Origin of the sequence: Alkalihalobacterium sp. APHAB7 (assembly GCF_048323755.1) — a bacterium.
Classification (GTDB): domain Bacteria; phylum Bacillota; class Bacilli; order Bacillales; family Bacillaceae_F; genus Alkalihalobacterium.
Genome location: NZ_JBLWFS010000004.1, coordinates 169,518 through 193,632 on the forward strand (window position 1 = coordinate 169,518; position 24,115 = coordinate 193,632).

The 24,115-nt window shown below is 35.0% G+C and carries 21 protein-coding genes; 14 read left to right on the forward strand and 7 right to left on the reverse strand.

Annotated features, from left to right (window positions below; genetic code table 11):
- Positions 1 to 11 precede the first annotated feature (11 nt).
- The 3 genes from ACNSTQ_RS06355 (at position 12) to ACNSTQ_RS06365 (ending at position 4,143) form a co-directional block, all read left to right on the forward strand.
- Positions 12 to 971: a dTDP-glucose 4,6-dehydratase gene (locus ACNSTQ_RS06355; protein ID WP_418199011.1), complete on the forward strand. Its 960-nt coding sequence runs from the start codon at positions 12 to 14 to the stop codon at positions 969 to 971.
- A 179-nt stretch (positions 972 to 1,150) separates the two neighbouring features.
- Complete coding sequence (locus ACNSTQ_RS06360) at positions 1,151 to 2,263, forward strand: CotS family spore coat protein (RefSeq protein ID WP_418199012.1); 1,113 nt, start codon at positions 1,151 to 1,153, stop codon at positions 2,261 to 2,263.
- The gene (locus ACNSTQ_RS06365) at positions 2,260 to 4,143 is read left to right on the forward strand and encodes a glycosyltransferase family 4 protein (RefSeq protein WP_418199013.1); all 1,884 of its coding nucleotides are present in this window, start codon (positions 2,260 to 2,262) and stop codon (positions 4,141 to 4,143) included. Before ACNSTQ_RS06360 ends, ACNSTQ_RS06365 begins: the two co-directional genes overlap by 4 nt.
- Before the next feature lie 51 nt (positions 4,144 to 4,194).
- Here ACNSTQ_RS06365 and ACNSTQ_RS06370 read toward each other — a convergent pair whose 3' ends face one another.
- Positions 4,195 to 4,575: a hypothetical protein gene (locus ACNSTQ_RS06370; protein WP_418199014.1), complete on the reverse strand. Its 381-nt coding sequence runs from the start codon at positions 4,573 to 4,575 to the stop codon at positions 4,195 to 4,197.
- Between the two features lie 186 nt (positions 4,576 to 4,761).
- Between ACNSTQ_RS06370 and ACNSTQ_RS06375 the strand changes: the two genes are divergently transcribed.
- The gene (locus tag ACNSTQ_RS06375) at positions 4,762 to 6,657 is read left to right on the forward strand and encodes a hypothetical protein (RefSeq protein WP_418199015.1); all 1,896 of its coding nucleotides are present in this window, start codon (positions 4,762 to 4,764) and stop codon (positions 6,655 to 6,657) included.
- Between the two features lie 86 nt (positions 6,658 to 6,743).
- Here the strand turns inward: ACNSTQ_RS06375 and sat are convergent, their stop codons facing one another.
- From sat to ACNSTQ_RS06405, 6 genes are all read right to left on the reverse strand, one after another.
- Positions 6,744 to 7,880 carry a sulfate adenylyltransferase gene (gene sat / locus ACNSTQ_RS06380; RefSeq protein WP_418199016.1) on the reverse strand — a complete coding sequence of 379 codons (1,137 nt, stop codon included), beginning with the start codon at positions 7,878 to 7,880 and terminating at the stop codon, positions 6,744 to 6,746.
- 5 nt (positions 7,881 to 7,885) lie between these two features.
- Positions 7,886 to 8,509, reverse strand: coding sequence for an adenylyl-sulfate kinase (gene cysC / locus ACNSTQ_RS06385; RefSeq protein ID WP_418199017.1), 624 nt, complete (start codon positions 8,507 to 8,509; stop codon positions 7,886 to 7,888).
- 35 nt (positions 8,510 to 8,544) lie between these two features.
- A complete protein-coding gene (locus ACNSTQ_RS06390) occupies positions 8,545 to 10,314 on the reverse strand; it encodes an SLC13 family permease (RefSeq protein WP_418199018.1) in 1,770 nt (589 codons plus the stop codon).
- A gap of 252 nt (positions 10,315 to 10,566) precedes the next feature.
- Positions 10,567 to 11,739: a glycosyltransferase family 4 protein gene (locus ACNSTQ_RS06395; RefSeq protein ID WP_418199019.1), complete on the reverse strand. Its 1,173-nt coding sequence runs from the start codon at positions 11,737 to 11,739 to the stop codon at positions 10,567 to 10,569.
- Positions 11,739 to 12,695: an NAD-dependent epimerase/dehydratase family protein gene (locus ACNSTQ_RS06400; RefSeq protein WP_418199020.1), complete on the reverse strand. Its 957-nt coding sequence runs from the start codon at positions 12,693 to 12,695 to the stop codon at positions 11,739 to 11,741. The genes ACNSTQ_RS06395 and ACNSTQ_RS06400 overlap by 1 nt, the downstream gene beginning before the upstream one ends.
- Positions 12,692 to 13,972 (reverse strand): UDP-glucose dehydrogenase family protein, encoded by a 1,281-nt coding sequence (locus ACNSTQ_RS06405; protein WP_418199021.1) that lies wholly within the window; start codon positions 13,970 to 13,972, stop codon positions 12,692 to 12,694. The genes ACNSTQ_RS06400 and ACNSTQ_RS06405 overlap by 4 nt, the downstream gene beginning before the upstream one ends.
- A 250-nt stretch (positions 13,973 to 14,222) precedes the next feature.
- Here ACNSTQ_RS06405 and ACNSTQ_RS06410 point away from each other — a divergent pair, with 250 nt between their 5' ends.
- From ACNSTQ_RS06410 to ACNSTQ_RS06455, 10 genes are all read left to right on the forward strand, one after another.
- Positions 14,223 to 14,897 (forward strand): glycosyltransferase family 2 protein, encoded by a 675-nt coding sequence (locus ACNSTQ_RS06410; RefSeq protein WP_418199022.1) that lies wholly within the window; start codon positions 14,223 to 14,225, stop codon positions 14,895 to 14,897.
- A 62-nt stretch (positions 14,898 to 14,959) separates the two neighbouring features.
- On the forward strand, positions 14,960 to 15,652 hold the full coding sequence (locus ACNSTQ_RS06415) for a galactosyltransferase-related protein (RefSeq protein ID WP_418199023.1): 693 nt from the start codon (positions 14,960 to 14,962) through the stop codon (positions 15,650 to 15,652).
- A gap of 63 nt (positions 15,653 to 15,715) precedes the next feature.
- Entirely contained in the window at positions 15,716 to 16,399 is a 684-nt protein-coding gene (locus tag ACNSTQ_RS06420; protein ID WP_418199024.1) for a glycosyltransferase, read from the forward strand.
- A gap of 51 nt (positions 16,400 to 16,450) precedes the next feature.
- Positions 16,451 to 17,281 (forward strand): SP_1767 family glycosyltransferase, encoded by an 831-nt coding sequence (locus ACNSTQ_RS06425; RefSeq protein ID WP_418199025.1) that lies wholly within the window; start codon positions 16,451 to 16,453, stop codon positions 17,279 to 17,281.
- Between the two features lie 128 nt (positions 17,282 to 17,409).
- On the forward strand, positions 17,410 to 18,162 hold the full coding sequence (locus ACNSTQ_RS06430; protein ID WP_418199026.1) for a sugar phosphate nucleotidyltransferase: 753 nt from the start codon (positions 17,410 to 17,412) through the stop codon (positions 18,160 to 18,162).
- A complete protein-coding gene (rfbB, locus tag ACNSTQ_RS06435; RefSeq protein WP_418199027.1) occupies positions 18,159 to 19,121 on the forward strand; it encodes a dTDP-glucose 4,6-dehydratase in 963 nt (320 codons plus the stop codon). Before ACNSTQ_RS06430 ends, rfbB begins: the two co-directional genes overlap by 4 nt.
- Before the next feature lie 7 nt (positions 19,122 to 19,128).
- The gene (gene rfbD, locus ACNSTQ_RS06440; protein ID WP_418199028.1) at positions 19,129 to 19,977 is read left to right on the forward strand and encodes a dTDP-4-dehydrorhamnose reductase; all 849 of its coding nucleotides are present in this window, start codon (positions 19,129 to 19,131) and stop codon (positions 19,975 to 19,977) included.
- Positions 19,970 to 20,425 carry a dTDP-4-dehydrorhamnose 3,5-epimerase family protein gene (locus ACNSTQ_RS06445; RefSeq protein WP_418199029.1) on the forward strand — a complete coding sequence of 152 codons (456 nt, stop codon included), beginning with the start codon at positions 19,970 to 19,972 and terminating at the stop codon, positions 20,423 to 20,425. The genes rfbD and ACNSTQ_RS06445 overlap by 8 nt, the downstream gene beginning before the upstream one ends.
- A 515-nt stretch (positions 20,426 to 20,940) precedes the next feature.
- The gene (locus ACNSTQ_RS06450) at positions 20,941 to 21,870 is read left to right on the forward strand and encodes a glycosyltransferase family 2 protein (RefSeq protein WP_418199030.1); all 930 of its coding nucleotides are present in this window, start codon (positions 20,941 to 20,943) and stop codon (positions 21,868 to 21,870) included.
- 141 nt (positions 21,871 to 22,011) lie between these two features.
- On the forward strand, positions 22,012 to 24,102 hold the full coding sequence (locus tag ACNSTQ_RS06455; protein WP_418199031.1) for a glycosyltransferase: 2,091 nt from the start codon (positions 22,012 to 22,014) through the stop codon (positions 24,100 to 24,102).
- Positions 24,103 to 24,115 lie beyond the last annotated feature (13 nt).

The following is a 24,115-nucleotide window of genomic DNA, read 5'->3' on the forward strand; positions in this document are numbered from 1 at the left end:
AGGGAATGGATGTGAGAAAGGAAGTATTAGTAACTGGTGGTGCAGGTTTTATAGGGGCTAACTTCATACAATACCTTCTTGACCATACATCCTACCACATAATGAATATTGACTCTCTCACACATTCAGCCAATCCAGAAGCCCTTATTGAATTTTCAAGATCACCATTTTATCGTTTTTTTCAAGTAGACCTTCGTAATCAAGATCAATTAAATGAAATTTTTGATCGTCAATATGACGCAATCATTCACTTTGCAGCCCTAACAGATGTAAACGAAAAAAAGCATTCGTCTATCGATTTTTATGATGTGAATGTTATGGGAACGTTGAACTTATTAGAGAAGGTAAGGCAGGGTTATGCTCGGAAGTTCGTCTATGTTTCAACGGGGAAAGTTTACGGTGGTTTAGAAGATATAGAACGGCCTAGTAAAGAAGATGCTGTTATCCAACCTAATAATAGATACGTAGAAAGCAAAGTGAGCGGTGAAATGATTGTACGTTCATTTATAAATGCTTTCCAGGTACCCGCGATTATCACACGTTGCAGTAATAATTATGGACCATACCAACAAAAAGAAAAATTAATCCCTACAGCTATTTTAAATGCACTAGATGATAAACCCATTCCTGTTTATGGTGATGGTCAACACGTTCGAGATTGGGTATTTGTAAAGGATCATTGCAGAGCCATTCATACAGTTCTAGAGCATGGAAAATTTGGGGAAGTCTACAACATCAGCGGCGGACGGGAGCGTTCTACTTTGAATGTCGTAAAGCTAATTCTCGATTATATGAATAAAAGTCATCATTTGATACGACACGTGGCGGATCGTGAAGAAGGTGGTAGGCGTTATGCCTTGAATTGGGAGAAGGTAAACTTTACATTAGGCTGGAAACCAGAAACATCTTTTTATAATGGTTTAATCGAGACCATCGAGTGGTACACATCAAAACAACTACAGCAAACTTAATGATATTACAAGTAGACAGATACCTATTATTAGAGATAGAAAAGTGAAAGAGCTCAAGGTAATTTATAGTTACCACCTGAGTTTTTTCGCTTTTTTTGTTTTTGTAGGTAATTGTCCATTTCTAAAATCTCGCTTAGGAATACATTAATTATTATATTAGACTATTAGGAGGTAAATAAATGGGAAATGAACAGCTAATTACCCCCTGGGATTTAGAAGAAGCTGAACGACAAGATACATTCTATGTACCAGAATATATTGTTAATATGGCGTATGAAGTCATTAAGCACTACGATATGAAGGTCAGCCACATGGAAGTTATTACAACAAAGGCAGATAAAGGTGGGCTTATCTGGAAAATAGATACCGATAAAGGCCCGAGAAGTTTAAAAATATTACATCGTAGACCAACGAGAAGTTTATTTAGTCTCGGTGCTCAAGAATATTTAGTAAAAGAAAAAAAGGCCAGAGTACCGCAAATCATACCGACAAAGGACGATAAACTTTACGTTGAAATGGGTGGGAAGTTTTGGTTTGTTGCAGAGTGGATTGAGTCACTGTTCCAAGTAAGCAAAGACTTAGAAGGTGCTAAAGAACTTTGTTATGCCATTGGAGAGTTTCATAAATTATCAAAAGGGTATACACCCCCGCATGGAGCGGAAAATGCCTCAAGACTTTATCGTTGGCCAAAGACCTATAACAAAATTGTTAAAAAAATGACTTGGTTAAGAGATATAGCAACGGTTTATGATGAAATGCCAGCAAGCGCAACAGTACTATCTGTTATTGATATGTTTGAAGATCAAGCCGTTAAAGCTTTTGAAAGGTTGGAGAATTCAGCCTATTACGATTTAGTCAAAAAAGGAAATAAAGAATGGGGACTTGTTCACCAAGATTACGGATGGTCTAACGGTCAAAAAGGTGAAGGTGGTATGTGGATCATTGACCTTGACGGTGTGGCGTATGACTTACCGATTCGTGATTTACAAAAATTAATAACAGGAACGATGGATGATCTAGGTGGTTGGGATGCACATTGGGTTAAGGAGATGATTTCCGCCTATCATGCAGCGAATCCAATAGCTGACCAACTTTATGAAATTCTAATGATTGATCTGTCACTACCAAATCTGTTTTATAAAAATGTAAAAGAAATGGTCTATGAACCAACTGTATTTATGGATGAGGAACTTAAGAATTTAGTGCAAAGAATTGTAGATATTGATAAAACAAAATGGACTGTCTTAGATGAATTAGCAGATAACAGCTGGCTTGGGGGAAAAAGTAAGTGAGAGTTTTAATCATATGTACTGAAAAATTACCAGTTCCTCCTGTCCGTGGCGGGGCAATTCAAACGTATATCGCTGGTGCAGTTCCTTTTTTGAGTAAAAAACATAAAATTACAATTCTCGGAACAAAAGATGAGTTATTACCTGATAAAGAGACGATAGAGGGTATAGATTATGTTCGAGTACCAGGTGGACTCCTAGAAACCTATAGGCAAGGCGTTGTTGACTATTTAAAGACTAACTCCAAGTTTGACTTAATCCACATTTTTAATCGGCCGCGTCTTGTTGCCTCAGTCCGTGAATGTGTACCGAATGCACGCATAATATTAAGCATGCACAATGATATGTTTAAACCACAAAAGATTGACCCTGAAGAAGGAGCACTTGCTATAACAGAAGTCGATAAGATCATCACAATAAGTAATTATATTGGGCAAGAGATTACTAGAATATTTCCTCACGCTGAGTCGAAATTAAAAACAATATATTCTGGGGTCGACTTAGAGCAATTTGTCCCTATATACTCAACAAATGCTAAAAAGATTAGAAAGAAAATACGAAACCAATACAAGTTAAAAGATAAAAAAGTCATTTTATTCGCAGGCAGATTATCGGCTAACAAAGGTGCTGATGTACTGATTAAAGCAATGAATACCCTGGCAAAAAAACACTCCAATATTGCACTTGTTCTCATGGGAAGCAAGTGGTTTAGCGATAATAGAATCACAGACTATATTGCGTTTGTCCGTACGTTAGCAGAGCGCTCTCCTGTTCCTGTTATTACAACAGGATTTGTAACACCCGATAAAATTCATGAATGGTTTGCAGCAGCAGACATCTTCGTCTGTCCTTCGCAGTGGCAAGAACCACTAGCGAGAGTTCACTATGAAGCGATGGCCGCAGGATTACCGATAGTAACAACAGCAAGAGGAGGCAACCCAGAAGTCATTGAGGTGAATAAAAACGGGCTTATAGTTGAAAAACCACGTGATCCAGAACAATTTGCTGACCATTTATCAGATCTACTGTCTCATCCAGAAAAGTGTAAAGAAATGGGGAAATACGGACGTAAGCTAGCAGAAGAAAAATACAGCTGGAACCGTGTCGTGACAGACATCCTCGAGGTTTGGAGTGAGGTTGAGACAGGGGGTTCTGTCAATGGAACATTGAATCTGGAAGAAAAACCAATAATGGATGAAGTTCATCAAGAAAAAGCTGAAGTAGACGTCAGATCCAATTTAGATAGGAAACGTCTTGTTGTTCGTATCACAAAAGGAAAGGGAAAAGGAAAAATAATAGAGATAGAAAAAGAAGAGATACAGGGAAACGTTAAAAAAGACGAACTAAGAGGGGCTCTATTGGATGGAAAGACTAATAAAGTGGCAGAACTTCAAGGAGCTGGAGGAGAGAAAGAAAAAGAGCCGGTGGAAAAATTACAAATAGCAGAACTGGTTAAAGCCAATGTGGCTGTGGAACCGGTAGTTGATGAAATAGATGAGATTGTCAAAACCAAGGATACTGAAGGTTCTGAAAAGCAAGAGGGTGTGGCAGTACTTCAAGAAACAGAAATAACAGAAGAGATAGAAGGGGTTGCAGAAGCTTCAGAAGTTTGGGGTGTAGAAGGTAAAGAAGAAGTAGTTGAAACCGAAGGAGCAGAAGCAGAAACAGAAACAGGAGAGGTCGTTAACATTCAAGAAGTTGAAGTCACTGAAAAAGATATGGCTGGAGAAAAGCTGGGAGCTAGAGTAAACGAACTGATCTCCGAATTAGAAAGAATAAAAGAAATTAATCAACTAATTGATGAGAATGGAGATAAACGGGATAAAGAGATTTCTGGTTATCATCAAAATCCACCACCTCCACCGTGGATAATAGTAAGGTGAGTTAATAAGATACTGAGTAACTAAAGAGGTTGGCTTTGATCATCATCATAGTCAATCTCTTAATTTATCTAATGAATTTGCATCTTCTATTAAAAAATCCAAGATAATATTGAGATTAATGGTTAAATTTAATATTTCTTCTAGCTTCTTGACCAATTGTAAACTTTCTTCGCTGGCAAGGTTGTCTTGATTAATACTAAAGCATACAGCATTTATCGCATTTGCCAGTGCATTTTCAATATTCGCAACTGAGTCGATTAATTCAACTAGACTATCATTAGATACTTGAGGAGATGCTGGTTGATGAGGGAAATCTGGCTGATGAGGTGATTTCTGAAAAGGTACGAAACGTTTATTGGCAGGTTTCTTATATGTCCTTTTTTTCTTTGTATGGAAATTCGATACAAAACATGTAGTGCTGTATAGACTCACGGCTAACCACTCCTTTGACCAATATAATATACAGTATTACAAAAGGATTTGAGAAGTATAGGTAATTGTTGAAGGCTAATATGGATTTTCTACTAAGCTAAGTAATCACTTACAAAATTAGTAGTTCATCTATATTAATTAAAGATATCCGTTTATACCCTTTCTACTAGACGAGCATACAATACTATGATTTATAGTTTGAAGGAGGTATGTTCATTTTGGATCAAAAAGAAATTACAAAGATTAAAAGAAGAAAGGCAAAGAAAGCATAAAGCAGCTAATCAAGTTCGTGCCGTAGACATTAGCCCCCAACAAGCTACACCGCTTGAATTAGCAAATGCTATTGTTTCTCCATCAACTTTAACCTGTTTAACAGATGCTACTTTAGATGCTGTTAGCCCGCTGCAAGCTGAGGTTTTTACTTTCCCCCTCCAAGGGTTTCCGACTAATGGGGATGCTTTTGCTGTATTAAGCAGTGGAATAGCGGCTGAAGCTAGTGAAAGTGAAAATTTCTGTAGCACCTGTTTTGACGAGGAATTCGGTCCTGAAGAATTTGATACTGTTTCATTAAATTTAACGTTTAATCTTCCACAAAACCCAGGGAATTTAACTTTTAATTGGAAATTCGCTACTGGAGAATCTCCACCAACTTTTTTCAATGACTACTTTGATGTCCTCGTTAATGGTACTTCAATTAATAACTTTCCAATTACGGTGAATAACGCAGTTTTGGCTCCGCCTACCCCAGATGATGTTTGTTATAGCAGTATTACACCAACTATTCAAACTGCTAATTTTGACCTGTCTTCTTTCGCAGGCCAATCGATTACAGTCACTTTTCGAGTTTCTGATGTTGGAGACTGTGTCGTTGATAGTGCTGCCTTTATTGATAATGTTAGGATTGAAGGGTGTGAAGCGGGAATAGCTGTTGATGAAGCAGTGGCCGACATGGAACAGGCATTATCTGAGGCGTTAAATGCTTGTACAAAACCACCTGCTTTCAATATTGAAGAATGTTTGTTGGCAATAACTAATAAAGAAATCGTTTTACAGTCTTTTATTGAAACTTCTAGAGATATAGCCATTCCTCCAGCTTTCATCTTAGCCGCTTCTGAAGTTGAACGAGCGTTAGCAGCTTCTTTAAGAGCTTGTATAGCAGAAGGAGGAGATATAGAAAGATGCATCACGTTAATTACAAAAAAAGAAACTGTTTTACAATTTCTGATGGAAACATTGCGAGACCCATCAATTTCTCCAGCTGTTAGGGCATCGGTCGTCTCCATGGAAGAATCATTAGCAGTTGCATTAAGGGCTTGTGTCAATGCTGGCGGCGATATAGAAAGATGCATAAGATTGGTTACAAAAAAGGAAATTGTTTTACAATCCTTATTAAGAACAGCCAGAACGTGTATAGAAAGGACAACAACCTTCACTAACACAACTCCTATATTCATTCCTGAAACAGGTACAGGGGGACCAGCGGCACCGTACCCTTCACCAATTGTCGTTTCTGGTCTAGCAGGACCAATAATAAGAGTGACCGTCACGTTTAACAATCTATCGCATACCTTCCCAGCTGATATCGCAGCTATGTTGGTTGGACCAAGAGGTCAGGATACGATCTTAATGGCAACTGCAGGAGGTGGAGAGGAGATTGAGGATGTTACGCTAACATTTGATGATGCTGCAGAGGAACTAGTACCTGCTCCTATCGTTTCAGGAACGTACCAACCGACGAACAATGGAGTATTTTCTCCTTTCCCTCCTCCTGCACCAAATCCATCTTCTAATGCTTCATTAAGCGTTTATAATGGAACAAATCCAAATGGAACTTGGGAACTCTTTATTAACGATCAATTCTTTGGTGATACTGGAGTTATGGCGGGTGGCTGGGAATTGCATATTACGACTTGTGAACCAGTTGGTACAAATGAATTCAATCAAGCACAGTCAAATCGTAACGAGGAAAGAGTCAGGCAAGTGCTGCAAGAATTCCATGCTTCTTACCCAACAAAAGAAGATCAAAAAGGCAGGAAAGAAAAACTGAAGAGGCTTGAGGAAAGATTAGGGGATACGATTTGACGGAGTGTAACAATTAAGGTGGCTAATAAATATAAAGCAAAGGGATTGACATGAAGCATGTTTCATAGTCAATCCCTATTAACAATTTATTTTTTCATTCCCTTAATTAATACTTGAATTACTTCAGGTCGACTAAATTGTGGTGGGGGGGTAACACCGTTTCGTAACATTTCTCGTACTTTTGTTCCCGATAAGTGAAGGTGGTCTTCTTTTGGATGTGGACATGTTTTGCTAGAAGCCATGTTTCCGCATGTTGTACAATAAAAACTATGTTCAAAACATAAGATGTTAATGCCGATGTCTTTAGGCTTAAATTGCTTAAAAATTTCTTGGGCATCATACGTTCCATAATAATCTCCAACCCCTGCATGGTCGCGTCCAACGATAAAATGAGTACATCCGTAATTTTTTCTAACAAGGGCATGAAAGATCGCTTCTTTCGGTCCAGCATATCGCATCGCAGCTGGGAATACCGATAAAAATACTCGTTCGTCTGGATAATAATTTTTTAATAGAACTTCATAGCTTTCCATTCTAACGTCAGCTGCAATATCATCTGATTTCGTTTCTCCTACAAGCGGATTGAGAAATAGTCCATCGACTGTTTCAAGAGCGCATTTTTGAATATATTCATGTGCTCTATGAACGGGGTTTCTCGTCTGGAATCCGACAACGGTTTTCCATCCTTTCTGATCAAATGCTTTCCTCGTTTCCATAGGAGAATTGAAGTAAGACGAGAAACTATTATTTTTTGGTGGAAGTTTGGTTAAGGTGATAGGTCCAGCTACATAAACATTAGGTCGATCCAATAATTTCTTTACGCCTGGATGTTTCGTATCAGTTGTTTGATAAACGAGTTTAGCTTCTAATAATTTGTCTGGAACGTATATTTCTTGCACTTTTAGTACCCCGTAAACTGTATTCTTATAGGTTAATTTAATATTCTCTCCTAAATTTAAATGTTTTGCTACATTTTCATGCACAGGTAAAGTAACAGGGATACTCCAAACGAAGCCATTTTTTAGTTTCATATTATATAAAATAGATTTATAATCTTCTTTGCCAAGAAAACCAGTTAATGGACTAAATGCCCCATTCGCAATTAACTCCATATCAGACAACGCCATAATATCAATTTCAATTTCACTTGTAAGTGATGAATGGTCATAGTTTAAATCTATCTTATTAACAAGAAGTCCACCGTGGGGAATACTAAGTGTCAAAACTGTCACACCTCTTCTCTCAAGTGTATTTTATTTTTAAGATATGATTGAATTTCTTGTACAGATTCTTTTACAGACATAACTGTTGTATCAATCGTAATCTCTGGATTTTGTGGTTCTTCATATGGTTGGCTGATTCCAGTAAACTGTTTAATTTCTCCAAGGCGTGCTCTTTTATATAACCCTTTAGGATCACGTTTTTCACATTCCTGCAGTGAACATTTTACGTAAACTTCAACAAATTCTTCAGGTTCGAAAAGTTTCCTGGCCTGCTCGCGATCAGCTGCATAAGGTGATATGAGTGCAGCAAGCACGACTACACCAGCATCAACAAACAATTTGCCAACTTCAGCTGTGCGTCTTACATTTTCTTTTCGATCTTCTTCAGTAAATGTAAGGTTCCGATTGATTCCATGCCGGAGGTTGTCACCATCTAATAAATATACACTGCTACCGTCTTTATACAATTCGTGTTGAAGTGCGTTAGCGATAGTTGACTTTCCAGAACCAGATAGTCCTGTGAACCAGATCATTAAGCTTTTATGGCCATGTAGTTTTTGCCGATCTTCTTTAGTTATATCAGACTGATGCCATACAATATTTGAAGTTTCATTTTTGTTGTCTTCCATTTTTAAAGCTCCCTTCTTCTTAAATAACTTCCTGTTTATCCCCATATAAATACAGATAGAAGAACAGTAGTAATCATGCAAAGAAGACTTAGTGGAAAGCCTACTCTAAAAAAGTCAGTAAATCGGTATCCACCAGGTCCGTAAACTAATAAATTGGTTTGATAGCCTATCGGGGTAATAAAACTACAGGAGGCAGCAATAGCGATTATCATTGAAAATAGTTCAGGGTTATACCCTAGTTGAATAGCTAATGAGTATCCAATTGGAAAAATGAGAGCGGCGGCAGCAATATTGCTAATAATTTCTGTTAGCACTAAGGTTGAAAAGTATAGTAAAAAGCAAAGGATCATCAGATTTATTGGATTTTCAAAGCTTAATAAGCTCGTTAAAAAAGTCGGTAAACCAGCGTTTTCTACCGCCTTTGCAATTCCAATGGCTGAAGCGATAAGAACTAAAATTCCCCAATCTATCGCTTTTTTTGCTTCTGACGTTGTTATCGATTTGGTTATTGTTAAAATAATTATTCCGAGTAAGGCTGCTTGAAGGATAGAAACGATTTGAAAAGCAGCTAAAGCAATGACAAAGATTACGGTTGGAATAATGATCTTGGATTTACCACTGCTAATTGGTTCCTCGGTTTCGACCCCAGATACAAGGTAAAAATCACGAGAATTTGACCAAGTTTTAATAAAATCCTGTCCCGCTAAAAGCAGAAGTGTATCACCCGGTCTAATAGTCATATTTCCAATTCCGGAAGTAATATGCTGATTATTTCTTCGAATAGCAACAATAGCAGAGTTATACTGTGCTCTAAAATTTGAATTCTTTATCTTTTTACTAACTAACGGAGAAGAGTGAGAAACTACAACTTCAACTAGATTAGACTTGTTGTGTTGCGCCATACTGCTTGTTCCTTCCTTTACAGTGGGGAGTTCTAATCCTTTTAAGTTAAGCAATTTTAAGATGCTTTCTACATTCCCAGAAAAAATAAGTGAGTCATTTTCTTGGATCATTTCATAATTAGAAACTGGTGTAATTGTACTATTGTTACGAATGATTTGTACTAAAAAAATATCATGTAATGCTCTTAAATTTACGTCCTTTACTGCTTTTCCAATCCATAACGAATTACTGATTACTTTAACTTCGACTGTGTAATCTTTTCGTATTGATTGATAAGCTTCGATCAAGTCTTTGTTATTAGGTAGTTTTTTTTGACCATAAAAAATCATATAGAATAAGCTGACTATAAATAATGGGATACCAATTAGTGAGAATTGAAACATTGAAAATCCTGGATGTCCATTTTGCTGTAGCAGTCCATGAATGAGTAAATTTGTTGAAGTTCCAATTAATGTAACGGTTCCTCCAATGATTGCGGCATAAGAGAGTGGAATTAAAAGCTTAGAAGGTGATATTTTGTGTTGAATTCCCCATTTATGAACGATAGGAGTTAGCATAGCTACAATCGGTGTATTGTTCATAAAAGCTGATAGGAAAGATACCGGAAACATGATTTTAATGAGGACGATTGAAAGCTTTTTATTTTTCCCTAAGATACGTGTTAAGAGCTTAGGAACAATACCGCATTTTTGTACAGCGAAGGCAATAACCATTAATAGGGCAATAGTATGGACGGCTGGGTTCGCAAAACCTTGAAATGCCTCATCGATAGAGAGTACTCCTAATACAATAAGTAAAGAGAAAGCTGTAAAAACAGTTAGTTCGGGTGTAAACCACTCTTTGATTAAGCTTAGAAACATTAAAAATAAGACAATACTGACTGTAATTGCAGCAAAGGACATAATAACACTCCACATTCATTTATACATATAGTTTATTTAGTATGTAACAGTTGGTGTATTTGTCCCGTCTGGTGCCTATATAGATAAAATAAAATGGTTTTTGCTACTTTCAAAGTTTACAAAACAGTGATTGAAAAATTTTCTAGTAAATTAACAATTCATGGCGAGCATAAAACAACGTAAATAAACAATATGATTTTTAAAACAGCTTTTATTTAAGCTAAAAAGGTTTAGGAAGTGAAAACCTAAACCTTATTGAGTTTTAGATGATTGGGTTAATTCCGGATTGGTGTCCTTAAATGTTTGATAAACTGCTTCTATCCGTTTAACAGTGTGTTTGTATTGAAAGTTTTCTTCGACGAGTAATCTACCATTCACGGCAAGCTTTGAAGCATGTCTAGGATTGGATAAATAGTAATCGATCGCATCTGAAAACGCCTCTGAATGATTGTAATCGTCAATAACGTATCCATTTTTTAAGTGGCTAATAACTTCTGTATTACCACCTCGGTTTGTTGTAATAATTGGAAGCCCAGCGGCCATCGCTTCATAATGAACTCTTGCTAGCGGTTCCTCCCATTGTGAACTACATACAAATAGATCTGCTATAAGGAAAAACTTTGAAATTTCCTGCGCAGGAATAAATCTTGTAAATATTACCTTATCTTTGAGAGGCTTTGCTAGTTGATGGAGGTATTGAACATAATGATTTAGTGAATTGTCACTAAACCATTTTCCACCAGCAATGACCAAAACGGCATCAGGATGTTTTTTTAGTAGAGTTTTCATTGATTGAATGAGGAGATGTGGTCCCTTCGATTTACAAAGTCGCCCCGCAAATAAAATGACTTTTTTGTTTTCAACCCCATATTTTTGACGATAGTGTTGCCGGATGGGGTGAATATGAGAAGCCCATATCGGTGAAAATTCATCTAAGTTTACACCAGAGTATGCAACGGTTGTCTTTCCTTGAGCTTCAGGAAACCTTTTTATCACTTTTCCCTTAATGAAATCACTGATTGTAAAGATATGGTCGCATGCTTTGATTACTTTATTTCCTAAATCCATAGAAATTTTTTCTTCACGCATTACATCGTTATGGAGGCTAAGAATAAACTTACTTTTAGAAGCAACTTCTTTATAATGGAGAATGGCTTTTGGGCGATTGAATACTTGAATAATATCAAATTGTGATTTGGCTAAATATCTTTTTACTTCCCGTATATAATATTTATACTGTACTCGAATAAAGTGAATACTATTCTTTGTTTCAAAAGTTGGTAAAGTAGTATCAGATACTGAAAATATGGTTATTTCATTATTTTTACTTAACAATGGCACAATTCCATCAACTAACACTTGAATGGCTCCACCTTTTATTGCAGGAGAAGGAAGATTTTCAGAACATATAAAAGCAATTTTCATCAATCCACCTCCCCGTATAGTAGTTTGAGATCATCAATTTCTTTTTGCAACCCTGCTTTTAATGTAGTTTTAGGTTCGTAATGGAGAATTTCTTGCGCTTTAGAAATATCAGCCCATGTATGTTTCGGTTCCCCACGTGTAGTACCGGTTATTTGTATGTTAGCTTTTTTTTGTAGAAGTTCTTCAAGAATTGAAATAGTGTCTAACACTGAAGCTCGTTCTGTACCACCAATGTTAATCGTTTCACCAATAACTGTATTTTTCGTATAGAGTACGGCTGCTGTTCCCTTTACACAATCAGAAATAAATGTAAAGTCCCGCGTTTGTTTTCCATCCCCGTAAACTTGAATAGGTTCGTTTAACAGCATCCTTTTAATAAAGCGGTGAAAGGCCATATCAGGTCGTTGCCGTGGTCCATAGACAGTAAAATACCTTAAAATAACAATCGGAATACTATCATTTTCTTGGTAAACTTTACACAAGTACTCTCCTGTTAGTTTCGTTACACCATAGGGTGATAAGGGGGCACAGCTTGAATCTTCTGTTACCTTTCCTGTTTTATCACCGTAAGCAGAGGAAGTGGAAGCATAAATGAATTTCTTAATGGGTAATGTACGACATGCCTCTAACAACCGCTGAGTCACATTGATATTATAGTCAACATAGGTTTTGAAGTCTTCACCCCAGCTTGATCTTACCCCAGGCATTCCAGCTAAATGATAAACAACATCGACATCGTTTAAATAATCACTCCAATTAATATAGAGTAAATCTTCTTTTACAAATTGGAAGCGTGGGTGGTTTATGAGGTTCGTTAGATTACGCAGTTTTATAGAATGGTTTGTAAATCCTAAAAAACCATCGACACCAATGACATCATTTGTTTTATCAGATAAAAGATATTCACAGAGGTGTGAACCGATAAATCCGGCTGCCCCAGTTACTAAGATTTTCATAATTGCCCCACCCCTAGATAGTGAAGATCAACATGTCTAACCGTCTTTGGATCAATGACATTACGGCCGTCTAGAACGACGTTTCCTTTCATTTCTTTTTGGACCTTTGACCAGTCTGCTGACTTAAATTCATTCCATTCAGTGGCAACGATTAGAATATCTGATTGTTTAACAGAATCATAAGCGTTCGAATGACAGATAATTTCAGGATGTTCTAACTTAACAACAGGATCGTAAGCTTGAATGGTTGCACCTTCTTCTAGTAATTTTTCTATTAAGCGAATTGAAGCTGAATAGCGAATATCATCGGTATTAGGTTTAAAAGAGAGTCCCCAAACGGTAATTTTTTTACAAGAAAGGTCAGGTACCACCGTTTTTAATTTGTTAACATAGATATCAATTTGCGTGTCATTAACCTTTTGTACAGAGGTCATTAATTCGGGATGAATGTCTTTCTTTTTTGCTGCATATACAAGCCCTTGTAAGTCCTTTGGAAAACATGATCCACCGTAACCTAATCCAGATCTTAGGAAAAGTGGGCCAATCCTTGGATCAGTCCCAAGACCTAAAGCAACATCTGATACATTCACTTCATATGCATCACAAATTCGGGCCATTTCATTGATAAACGAAATCTTTGTAGCTAAAAACGCATTAGAAGCATATTTAATCATCTCTGCACCCGATAAACTTGTCACAATATAAGGTGCATTTACCCCTTTATAGATTTTTTGCATTACTTGAAGTGGTTCCGGTTTTTTTACTCCAATCACTATCTTATCTGGTTCGAACATATCTTTTACTGCTGTCCCTTCCCGAAGAAACTCAGGATTTGAAACGACATCAAATAGAGAGGGATCCACGTTTTTTTCTAATAACAGGTGATGAATTTTTTCATTTGTTCCAGGTGGTACCGTACTTTTTATAATGATTGTTTTATGGGAAGTTATTGACGTTACTATGTTATCAATTACTGATTCAACATAGGAGAGGTCAGGGCTGCCATCTTTTAAAGAGGGGGTGCCAACTGTAATGAAAATTATTGGGTTTTTGGAAATTTTTTCTTCTACTTTAGTAGAAAAAGTTAAATGGTTATTATCTAGATTTTTGACAATTAGTTCTTCTAAGCCGGGTTCAAAAATAGGGACATTTCCACTTTTTAACCTTTCAATTCTTACTTCGTTTATATCAACACAATCCACATGATGGCCACAGTCTGACAAAACAGCTGCAGTTGTTAACCCAACATATCCTGCTCCAACTACACAAATATTCATTCCATATCTCCTTCCAATTGCAAATACGACATTCTAATCTAAGGCTTATATATCGTATTACTGGAACAGGGGAATGCGTGACGATCTCCTATCCAATTCATTAAAAATAGGTATTGCCCTAGCTGCGTTAGTTATGTTTTAAAAAAACAAATTTCAATGAACTAATTAATTGGTTTAAACATTAATGAAGTTTGTCTCATAACATATACAAATCTATAATTAACACTTTGAATTGGAGGTGATAAGTTACATGGTTTCAATTATTACTTGTACAAAAAGGCCAGAGAGAATAAATGATATATTCGAAAATTATGGTCGACAAGTGGTAGAGGAAAAAGAATTAATTATCGTGCTGAATTATGATGAAATAGATATAAAAAAATGGCAGGAAAAAGCGAAACATTATTCAAACGTATTTATCTTTCAACTCCCAGCATCTATGAGGTTAGGGGCTTGTTTGAATTATGCAATAGAGAAATCAAATTATGAATGCATTGCAAAATTTGATGATGATGATTACTATGCGCCTCATTATTTAACAGAGGCACTTAAGGCAATTTATGAAACTAATTCTGATATGGTGGGGAAAAAAACCTTTTATGCATACATGAAAAATAAAAAAGCGCTTGTGCTCCATACGATGGGACAACAAACCCTTGCTGGTCCTACTTTAGTATTTAAAAAAAGTATATTTAATAAAGTAAAATTTTCTAACAAGATTAAAGCAGGTTCTGATCAGAAATTCCAAAGAGAATGTCTAAAGAATGGGTTTAAACTCAACTCAACAAGTCAGTACAATTTTACATTGATAAGGATAGACCCTAAAGGACATACGTGGAAAATCAACGATGAAGAATTTTTAAGAATTTCAGAATTAGTGACTTATACAGAGGATTATGAGGATTATGTAAAAAAAGATTTTTGATGTTGTTAACCGAGTAAAAATTGAAAATGATATGAAACTTTGAGAAAAAGAGAGGGGTAAACGTGTTAGATGAAGTTTCGGTGTTAATTCCTTTTAAACCAAGTAGTGGCATTAGAAGTAAACTTTTTGAGTGGGTATTAAGTTACTATGAAAATGTATTACAAGATGTAGAGATATGTATAGGGGAGAATGATGAAGAACCCTTTAATAAATCAAAAGCAATTAATACAGCCGCCGCAAAAGCAACAAAAAATATTTTTGTAGTAGTCGATTCCGATATTGTATATAATCCACAAATAATAAAGAAATCTGTTCAATTACTTGAGAGTCATGCGTGGGTAATTCCTTTTAATAGGTGTTTAGATATTACTGCAAGGAGTACTGAAAAACTATTAAATTCGCGTCCTCAATGGCCTTTGCCCATAGAAATAGAGTATAAAGAACGTTTTAACAAAAACGCTTATAAGTCAGTAGGAGGTATGAATATCCTGTTACGTAAAGACTTTAATATAGTTAAAGGATTTGATGAGCGATTTAAAGGTTGGGGTAGAGAGGATGACGCATTTAAAAATGCCATGAATACGTTATGTGGACCCTATAAAAGAATTGAAGATGAGTATATATACCATTTATGGCATCCCAAAGTGGGAATGAAGGGTAATCCACATTTTTCTTATAATCAACAACTATATAGACAATACGTTCGATGTAATGGAAAAGTAAAGAGAATGCAGGCTTTAATTAATAGTCGATAAATCGTCATTAGTGCATGTATAGATGGAGAAGGTATTCCTAATTTAATGAAGGGAGTTTTTTTTGTGATATCAATTATCACTTGTACAATTAGGCAAGAAAATATTAATCTTGTGTTTGAGAACTATGATCGACAAATTTTAAAAGAAAAGGAACTAATAATTATACTTAATAGAGACGAAATGGATATAAACGAGTGGCAGCAAAAAGCGAAACAGTATAAGAATGTGTCTGTTTTCAAACTACCAAGTGGTGTTCAGTTAGGAGAATGTTTAAATTTTGGAATAGAAAAGTCAAGGTATGATTACATTGCCAAGTTTGATGATGATGACTACTATGCCCCTTATTATCTAAAAGAAGCATTAGGAGCTCTTAAAGAAACAAACGCAGACATTGTAGGAAAGCATGCTTTTTTTGCATATATCGAAAGGACAAAATCCTTAGTGATCCGGTTTAAAGGACAAAATAAATTTGTTGGTGCAGTTGCTGGCCCAACATTAGTTTTCAAAAAGAATATAACAAAAGATATAAAATTTAGAAATGTAACATTAGGTGAAGACCAACTGTTTCAAAAGGATTGTAGAAAAAAGGGTTTTAAAATCTATGCGACGAGCCATTACAATTTCGTGCTTATAAGAAAAGACATCCAAGGTCACACTTGGAAAATAGATGAGAGTGAATTTTTAAAGCAAAGTAAGATTGTCACAAAGACAAATAATTATCAGAATTTTGTTGAAAAGGACCTATAACTGTCCTCTACCATTTATTATCTTTAAGTAGAAAAGAAAGGTGTGATATATATGACACCGAGTTATAAAAATAATGAGTTGATAATTAAAAATAGTGATGAAACGTTAGACAAAATTTTGAAATCAAATTGTTCAGTAAGTAGGTTCGGAGATGGAGAATTTAATGTTATGCTTGGTCGTGGTATAAATTTCCAAAAATATTCAGGAGTTCTCAGGGATAGACTATTTGAAATAATTAATAGTCAACGTTCTAACCACATTGTTTGCATTCCGTATGTATTTAAAAGTATGAGAGGTCTTACACCCAAATCAATGAACTATTGGAGAAAATACATGGGTGCAAAATATAATGATATAAAAACTCTTCTTAACTCTAATAACGAATACTATGACTCCCTAGTGACAAGAGTTTATATCGATCATTTAGATAAAAGTAAATCATTGGAGCGATTTAAAAAATTTAAAAAAATATGGGACGGAAAAAATATTGTAATTGTTGAAGGTTCAAAAACTAGGTTCGGTAGGGGAAATAATTTATTAGAGAATAGTAGGTCAATAAAAAGAATAATTTGTCCTGCGGAAAGTGCATTTTCTAAATATCAGGATATTGTTACAGAAGTAAAAAAACAAAGTAGAGAGGATTTAATATTAATTTCACTTGGACCTGCCGCTACAGTATTAGCTTATGATTTGGCGAAAAGTGGGTTCCAAGCAATAGATATTGGTCACATTGATATTGAATATGAATGGTTTTTGCAAGGTACTAACGACAAAATACCTATAAAGAATAAATATGTTAATGAAGTAAAAGGGGGAAGACGGGTCGATTTTACAAGGGATATAGAATATGAGGAACAGATTGTAAAAAGAATTGATGAATAAGAAATCATCTAGAGATTTTAAAGTTCCCAAATCACCCCTATTTTCGGTAGGACAACTTTCTTTCTCATTTCTACAAGAATAGAGTACTACCATAGTGAAATTTCTCTAGTCATAAAGGGTGTGAAAAAATGAAAGGAGTTATTCTAGCTGGAGGTAGAGGTACTCGACTAAAGCCTTTTACAAAAATTATTAATAAGCATCTTCTTCCAATTGGTCCATATCCGATGGTTTATTGGTCAATCCAGAAGCTAAAAGAGATAGGAATAACAGATATATTAATAGTAACCAATGAAGAACACTTAAGGTCTTTTGAAACATTATTTGATCAAGGACAGGAATTACAAGTGAATTTAAGTTACAAAGTTCAAAGAGCAGCCGATGGAATAGCAGATGGTATTTCATATGCAAGGTCATTTGTAAAAGATGAGAAATTTGTAACTTTACTTGGTGATAATATCTTTGAAGATTCACTATCGCCATATATTAACCGTTTTAAGAAGCAAACAAGTGGGGCGAGAGTTATATTAAAAAAGGTGCTTAACCCATCTCAATACGGAGTAGCCCTATTAAATGAAGAAAACAACTCTATACAATCGATCATAGAAAAACCAGCGAAATCAATTTCCAAATATTGTGTAACAGGTATATATATGTTCGATAACCAAGTATTTAAATACATTGATACAATTCATCCTTCAAGCCGAGGGGAGCTAGAGATTACAGATGTAAATAATTTGTATATAAAAGAAAAACAACTACAGTATGATATTCTAAATGGCTGGTGGATTGATGCAGGTACACATGAATCACTATATAAAGCAAATACATTAGTGCTTCAAAACTTGGAAGGTAATTCGCTGATAAAGGGGGGGGGAATGTGAGAAAACACCTTCTAATTACTGGTGGTGCTGGGTTTATCGGATCAAATTTCATTGAATATATGTTAAAGAATTCAGATTATGCAATTACGAATATAGATGTCCTAACATATGCAGGAGATTTAGATAATACGCTCGGTTTTCAATGTTATCCTAATTACCGTTTTATTCAATGTGATATTAGTAATAACAATCAATTAAAGCAAGTCTTTGATTATAGTTACGATTGTATAATAAATTTTGCTGCAGAATCCCATGTTGATCGAAGTATTGAAAATGCACAACCCTTCCTAACAACAAATATTTATGGGACTTTAAACGTGCTTAACTTTGTGCTAAGTGGAAAAGCCAAAAAGATGATACAAATATCTACAGATGAAGTGTACGGATCTCTAGAAGAAAACAATCTCCCCTTTACAGAAAAATCTTCCCTTAATCCCAATAATCCTTATTCAGCTAGCAAAGCAAGCGCTGATTTATTGGTTCGATCCTTTTATCAAACTCATCAACTACCACTAATTATTACTAGGTGTAGCAATAATTATGGACCAAAACAGCATATTGAAAAGTTTATTCCTAAAGTGATCACAAATGCTCTAAATGATCAAAACATTCCGTTGTATGGTGATGGGCAACATGTTAGAGATTGGTTATTTGTTGAGGATCATTGTCGCGCTATTCACAAAGTCTTAGAACATGGTGAAATAGGTGAAATATATAATATTGGTGGAGAGAATCAACGAACGAATGAAGAAGTCATTTCTTTTATCCTCGATTATTTAGGCAAAGATAAAAGCTTAATTAAGTATGTAAAAGATCGTAAGGGACATGACAGAAGATATTCAATAAATTGGGAAAAAATTCATAAGGAATTAGGGTGGAAGCCTGAAATCTCGTTTATAGAAGGTTTAACAACTACGATTGAATGGCATAGAAATAAATTAACTCAACAAAGTAGGTGACTAATTAGTGCGGATTTTAATTACGGGTGCTAATGGCCAGCTAGGAAAAGAGTTAACACGAGAGGCAAAACAAGTATCAGAAGTTACAGCAGTAGGAAAAGAGAAGCTTGATATAACTAATGTTTCAGAAGTAAAAGAAATAGTAAACAATATTAAACCAGATATCATCGTTCACTCAGCGGCATATACAGCTGTAGACAATTGTGAGAATGAAAAAAAGAAAGCATTTGAGGTTAATAGTTTAGGTACGCTAAATGTAACTAAAGCAGCGGATCAAGTGGGAGCAAGTATCGTCTATCTTAGTAGCGATTACATTTTCAGTGGTGAGAAGACGACGCCTTATATTGAAAGAGACGAACCAAATCCGAAGAATATATATGGTATGAGCAAATGGCTCGGAGAACAGCTGATTCAATCGTCAACGAGTAAATTTCATATTGTTAGAACGTCTTGGTTATTTGGGAGTGGTGGCGAGAATTTTGTGAAAACGATCCTCAAACTAGCGAAGCAAAATAAAGAGATTAAAGTAGTTAATGACCAAGTTGGGTCACCAACATATACAAAAGATTTAGCTGGTGTCATTATGCAGTTAATTTATAAAAAATTTGGTATTTATCATGTTAGTAACATGGGGTGTTGTACGTGGTATATGTTTGCAAAACATATTTTAAAACAAGCAGGTTATGATCCAGGTCTTATTCAACCAACAACGACTCAAGAGTATGGGGCGAGAGCAACTAGACCAGCCTATTCCGCTTTGGGTCACGAATCACTACAACGTGAAGGTATTCCTGACCCTAGGGGATGGCAAGAGGCTGTTAATGAATTCATAAGGGAGGAGTTAAATCGTGATTGAAGGTGTCAAGGTAAAAAAACTTCTGAAACACTGTGATGATCGCGGTTTTTTTGCTGAACTAGTGAGAGATGACGAGGATTTGTTAGAACGTTTTGGGCAAGCGTCCTGGTCTATGAGTTATCCTGGGGTTATAAAAGCATTCCATTATCATGAAGAACAAGATGATGTATGGTTCTTTCCTGCTGGAAACGCTCAAGTCGTTCTTCATGACCTTCGAAAGGACTCCAATACAGTTGGTGAAACAGATGTGATATACATGGGTGAAGAAAACCCTATCGTTTTACTCATACCAAAGGGGGTGGCACATGGTTATCGAGTATTAGGGCAAAAGCCAGCTACAATCATTTACTTTACTACGAAGTCCTATAAATCTAAAAATCCAGATGAAAAACGAATTCCTTATGATGATCCAACCATTGGATTTAATTGGGAAACAAAGTACCGCTGAAATTTAAAAAGTCTCAAATTATAAGCACAAGATATTAACAGAAGTAAATAGGCAAACTTGTACAAAAGTAAACGCTCTGATTAAAACCTGAGCGTTTATTTATTTTCCACTGTTAAATAGGTATAAAAAACTACTAAATATAACAATATTAAATTGGCTATATTAAGTACATTTTTTATAAATATAGTAACGAAAATAGCTTAAATATTTCCGTCCTTGAATAAAGTTCCTCTTTGATTTACTTTTCACTTACTGGAACTAGTTATTAATACAATCATATCTTTAAAATTTACATAAAGTGTATGTAAAAGTAATTTTAACCATAAGTACGTATAACTTACTCAAAAAATGAAGTGATACGAAATATTCCCGAGATCGCAATGTTATTAAGAATACTAATAATTAAACAACACTTGTCACAAGCATAAATACGTAAATGCATTGTTCTTTTTTTAGTTTTACAAAGCTACAAAGTTTTCTGATGTTAGTTGTAGAAAGGTGATGAAAATAAACAAATGAAAAAGAAGTATATTTTAGTAAGTATGGTAAAAAACGAGGCAGATATTATTGAATCCTTTGTTAGGTATCATCTATGTATTTTTGATCAAATAATCATTTTAGATAATAAAAGTACAGATAATACATGTCATATTCTTGAGCAGTTAAAGCATGAAGGAATACCCCTAACGATCATAAAAGATGAGAGCCTAGAATTTATTAAAGGGAAAAAAACAACGAAGCTTGTATATGATACGTTGCAAAAACATAACCCTGACGTTATTTTTTTATTAGATGCTGACGAATTTCTCACAAGTGTAGGATCGAATGTTCATCCGAGAGAATACATCGATCAACTCATCCAAGATAAGGTGTACTACATTAACAGAGAAAATTACTTGCCACATTCTTCCGATAATATGAGTGAGCAATTTGTGCCGAAGCGTATCATTCATAAGAGTGATGATACGATTTCCAGAAAAGTTATTTTTACAAGGAAGATTTTAAAAAACTTTAAGATTAATATCGGTCAAGGAAACCATGGCTTATTACCTGGAAATAAAAGTGTAAAAAGAGAAACATTAAATAATTTAAAAATTGCACACTTTCCTTTTCGTTCTATTGAGCATTTTAAATCAAAGGTAATTATAGGCTGGATTGCTAATTTATCTAGGCATGATCGAAAAGAGAAGGACTCTCTTCCTTGGAAACATTGGTTTAATAAAGTTAGAGCAAACCCTGATATCACTTTTGCTGAATTATTTGCAAATAAACAGTTTACAAGGAAACCTATAAATCTTTCATTTTGTAATGAAATAAAAATGAAATACTCTAAGAAAAATGAAGTTTGTTTTATGAAAAACTTACTAAATTATTGTGAATTATTAGCCTTAGATCAGGCTGATTTAAGAAATAAATTATTAAATCAAAAGGGTCATGAGAGATAAGTTCCAAATCAAAGCCAACATAAGTATCGACAATTTTATCAACCTAGTCATTCCTAATATAAATAATCACAAAACAATCCCATAAGTTCATGGATTTGTATGTAGTTCAACTTAGAAGATTGTAGGAGAAGGAGGATTTAAATGGATAACTATGACCTTTGGGTTAAATACAATGAGTTTACAGAAGGTGATAAGAAAGGAATTCTTCAACAAATTAATAAATTAAAATATAAACCTTTGTTCTCAGTTATACTTCCAGTGTATAACATTGATGAAAAGTGGCTAAGAAAGTGTATTGAATCTGTACGGAATCAACTTTATCCATATTGGGAATTGTGTATTGCTGATGATGGTTCTAACAATATAAATACAAAACGTACATTAGCCGAATATGAAGAAAAGGATAAACGAATTAAAGTCATTTATAGAGATAATAATGGACATATTTCTGCAGCTTCTAATTCAGCTTTAGACATAGCGAAGGGAGAATTTATTGCTTTATTAGATCAAGATGATGAACTGGCATCTAATGCTTTATTTGAAAATGCTAAACTTTTAAATCAACACAAAGATGCAGATATGATTTATAGTGATGAAGATAAAATAGATAGTAATGGAAAAAGGTTTGCACCTTATTTTAAACCAGATTGGTCGCCAGATACGTTTTTATCACAAATGTACACTTGTCACCTGGGTGTGTATCGAACAGAGCTAGTTCGTGAAATAGGTGGATTTCGGATTGGTTATGAGGGGAGTCAGGATTGGGACCTGGTATTGAGATTAACAGAGAAGACTAATAAAATATATCATATTCCTAAAGTACTATATCATTGGAGAACTTTACCTACCTCAACCGCTTCCGGACCAAAAGCAAAAAATTATGCATATGTATCGGCACAGAAATGTATTCAAGAGGCTCTCGATCGAAGAGGTGAAGGGGGAATAGTTAAACCGCTTCGAAATTATCCGGGCCAATTTAGGGTTCATTACCCACTTAGGAACCAACCATTAATATCAATCATCATACCAACAAAGGATAAACCAGAACTATTAGAAACGTGTATAAAATCAATTTTTCAACACACGAGTTATCAGAATTTTGAAGTAATTATTGTTGACAATGGAAGCGTTCAAAATAGTACATTCCGTTTATTTTCGAAATGGCAAATGCTCTACAAAGAAAAACTCAGAGTATTTCCGTTAGAAATTCCTTTTAATTGGTCTAGGCTCAATAATAAAACTGTTAGGCATGAAGCTAAAGGTGATCTACTTTTATTTTTAAATAATGATATCAAAGTAAATAAACCTAATTGGTTAGAAGAGATGGCAAGTTATGCAAATCGTCCAAGTATTGGGGCTGTCGGACCTAAGCTTCTTTTTGCAAATAATACAATTCAGCATGCTGGAGTTGTTCTAGGCATTAATGAAGTTGCTGGACATGTGTTTAAAGGTTATTCAAACAATAGCCCAGGTTACTTTTGTCGATTATTAATGACATCTAATTTTGCGGCAGTTACCGGAGCTTGCCTAATGGTCAAAAGGTCTATTTTTGAGAAAGTGGGAGGGTTTGATGAAAATTATCCAGTTGCCTTAAGCGACATTGATTTTTGTTTAAAATTATTAGAGCAAAATTTATATAATGTAGTGTTGCAAGACATAGAACTTTATCATTTTGAGTCAAAAAGCCGAGGGTATGAGGATACACCCGAAAAGCGGAAAAGGTTTGATAAAGAAAAAGCACGTTTAAATAATAAATGGGGTAGTTTATTACAAAGTGACCCTTTTTATAATATCAACCTCACCAAAAGAGATGCGAACTTTTCATTAAATACTGATTTTGTATATTCAAAGGAAAGAGAAAGCGAGGACTTTAAAATAATTCCTGATCGTATTATTAATCAACACAATTATGTAACAGGCTTTATAGATGAAGTAAATGTTCAAGAGAGTAAAATTATAGTAACTGGTTGGGCGAGAAACCCGTTCAATGACCAACCACCTAGTAATGTAATTTTTTTAAATCAAAAAGAAGAAGTGATTGGAGTTGCTAAATGTGAGTTAGTAAGAAATGATGTCGCTCAACATTTAAAAAATGATGATATGCAACGTTCAGGTTGGATGGTTTGTTTACCTAAAAGGCGGTTACAGAAAGGGGGAAATATTATCAAATGTTATATCCTCCTCGATAGTAAAGCATATGCTTTAAAAGGCCGTATTAATATAACGCTTTAAATAAGAGTGGAGT

Bases quoted from the DNA above. Each gene is read 5' to 3' on its own strand.
- ACNSTQ_RS06400 (WP_418199020.1), bottom strand. From the start codon at position 12,695: ATGAAAATCTTAGTAACTGGGGCAGCCGGATTTATCGGTTCACACCTC.
- ACNSTQ_RS06390 (WP_418199018.1), bottom strand. From the start codon at position 10,314: ATGTCCTTTGCTGCAATTACAGTCAGTATTGTCTTATTTTTAATGTTT.
- ACNSTQ_RS06395 (WP_418199019.1), bottom strand. From the start codon at position 11,739: ATGAAAATTGCTTTTATATGTTCTGAAAATCTTCCTTCTCCTGCAATA.
- ACNSTQ_RS06410 (WP_418199022.1), top strand. From the start codon at position 14,223: ATGGTTTCAATTATTACTTGTACAAAAAGGCCAGAGAGAATAAATGAT.
- ACNSTQ_RS06455 (WP_418199031.1), top strand. From the start codon at position 22,012: ATGGATAACTATGACCTTTGGGTTAAATACAATGAGTTTACAGAAGGT.
- ACNSTQ_RS06375 (WP_418199015.1), top strand. From the start codon at position 4,762: ATGATTTATAGTTTGAAGGAGGTATGTTCATTTTGGATCAAAAAGAAA.
- ACNSTQ_RS06405 (WP_418199021.1), bottom strand. From the start codon at position 13,972: ATGAATATTTGTGTAGTTGGAGCAGGATATGTTGGGTTAACAACTGCA.
- ACNSTQ_RS06425 (WP_418199025.1), top strand. From the start codon at position 16,451: ATGACACCGAGTTATAAAAATAATGAGTTGATAATTAAAAATAGTGAT.
- ACNSTQ_RS06360 (WP_418199012.1), top strand. From the start codon at position 1,151: ATGGGAAATGAACAGCTAATTACCCCCTGGGATTTAGAAGAAGCTGAA.
- ACNSTQ_RS06450 (WP_418199030.1), top strand. From the start codon at position 20,941: ATGAAAAAGAAGTATATTTTAGTAAGTATGGTAAAAAACGAGGCAGAT.
- cysC (WP_418199017.1), bottom strand. From the start codon at position 8,509: ATGGAAGACAACAAAAATGAAACTTCAAATATTGTATGGCATCAGTCT.
- ACNSTQ_RS06430 (WP_418199026.1), top strand. From the start codon at position 17,410: ATGAAAGGAGTTATTCTAGCTGGAGGTAGAGGTACTCGACTAAAGCCT.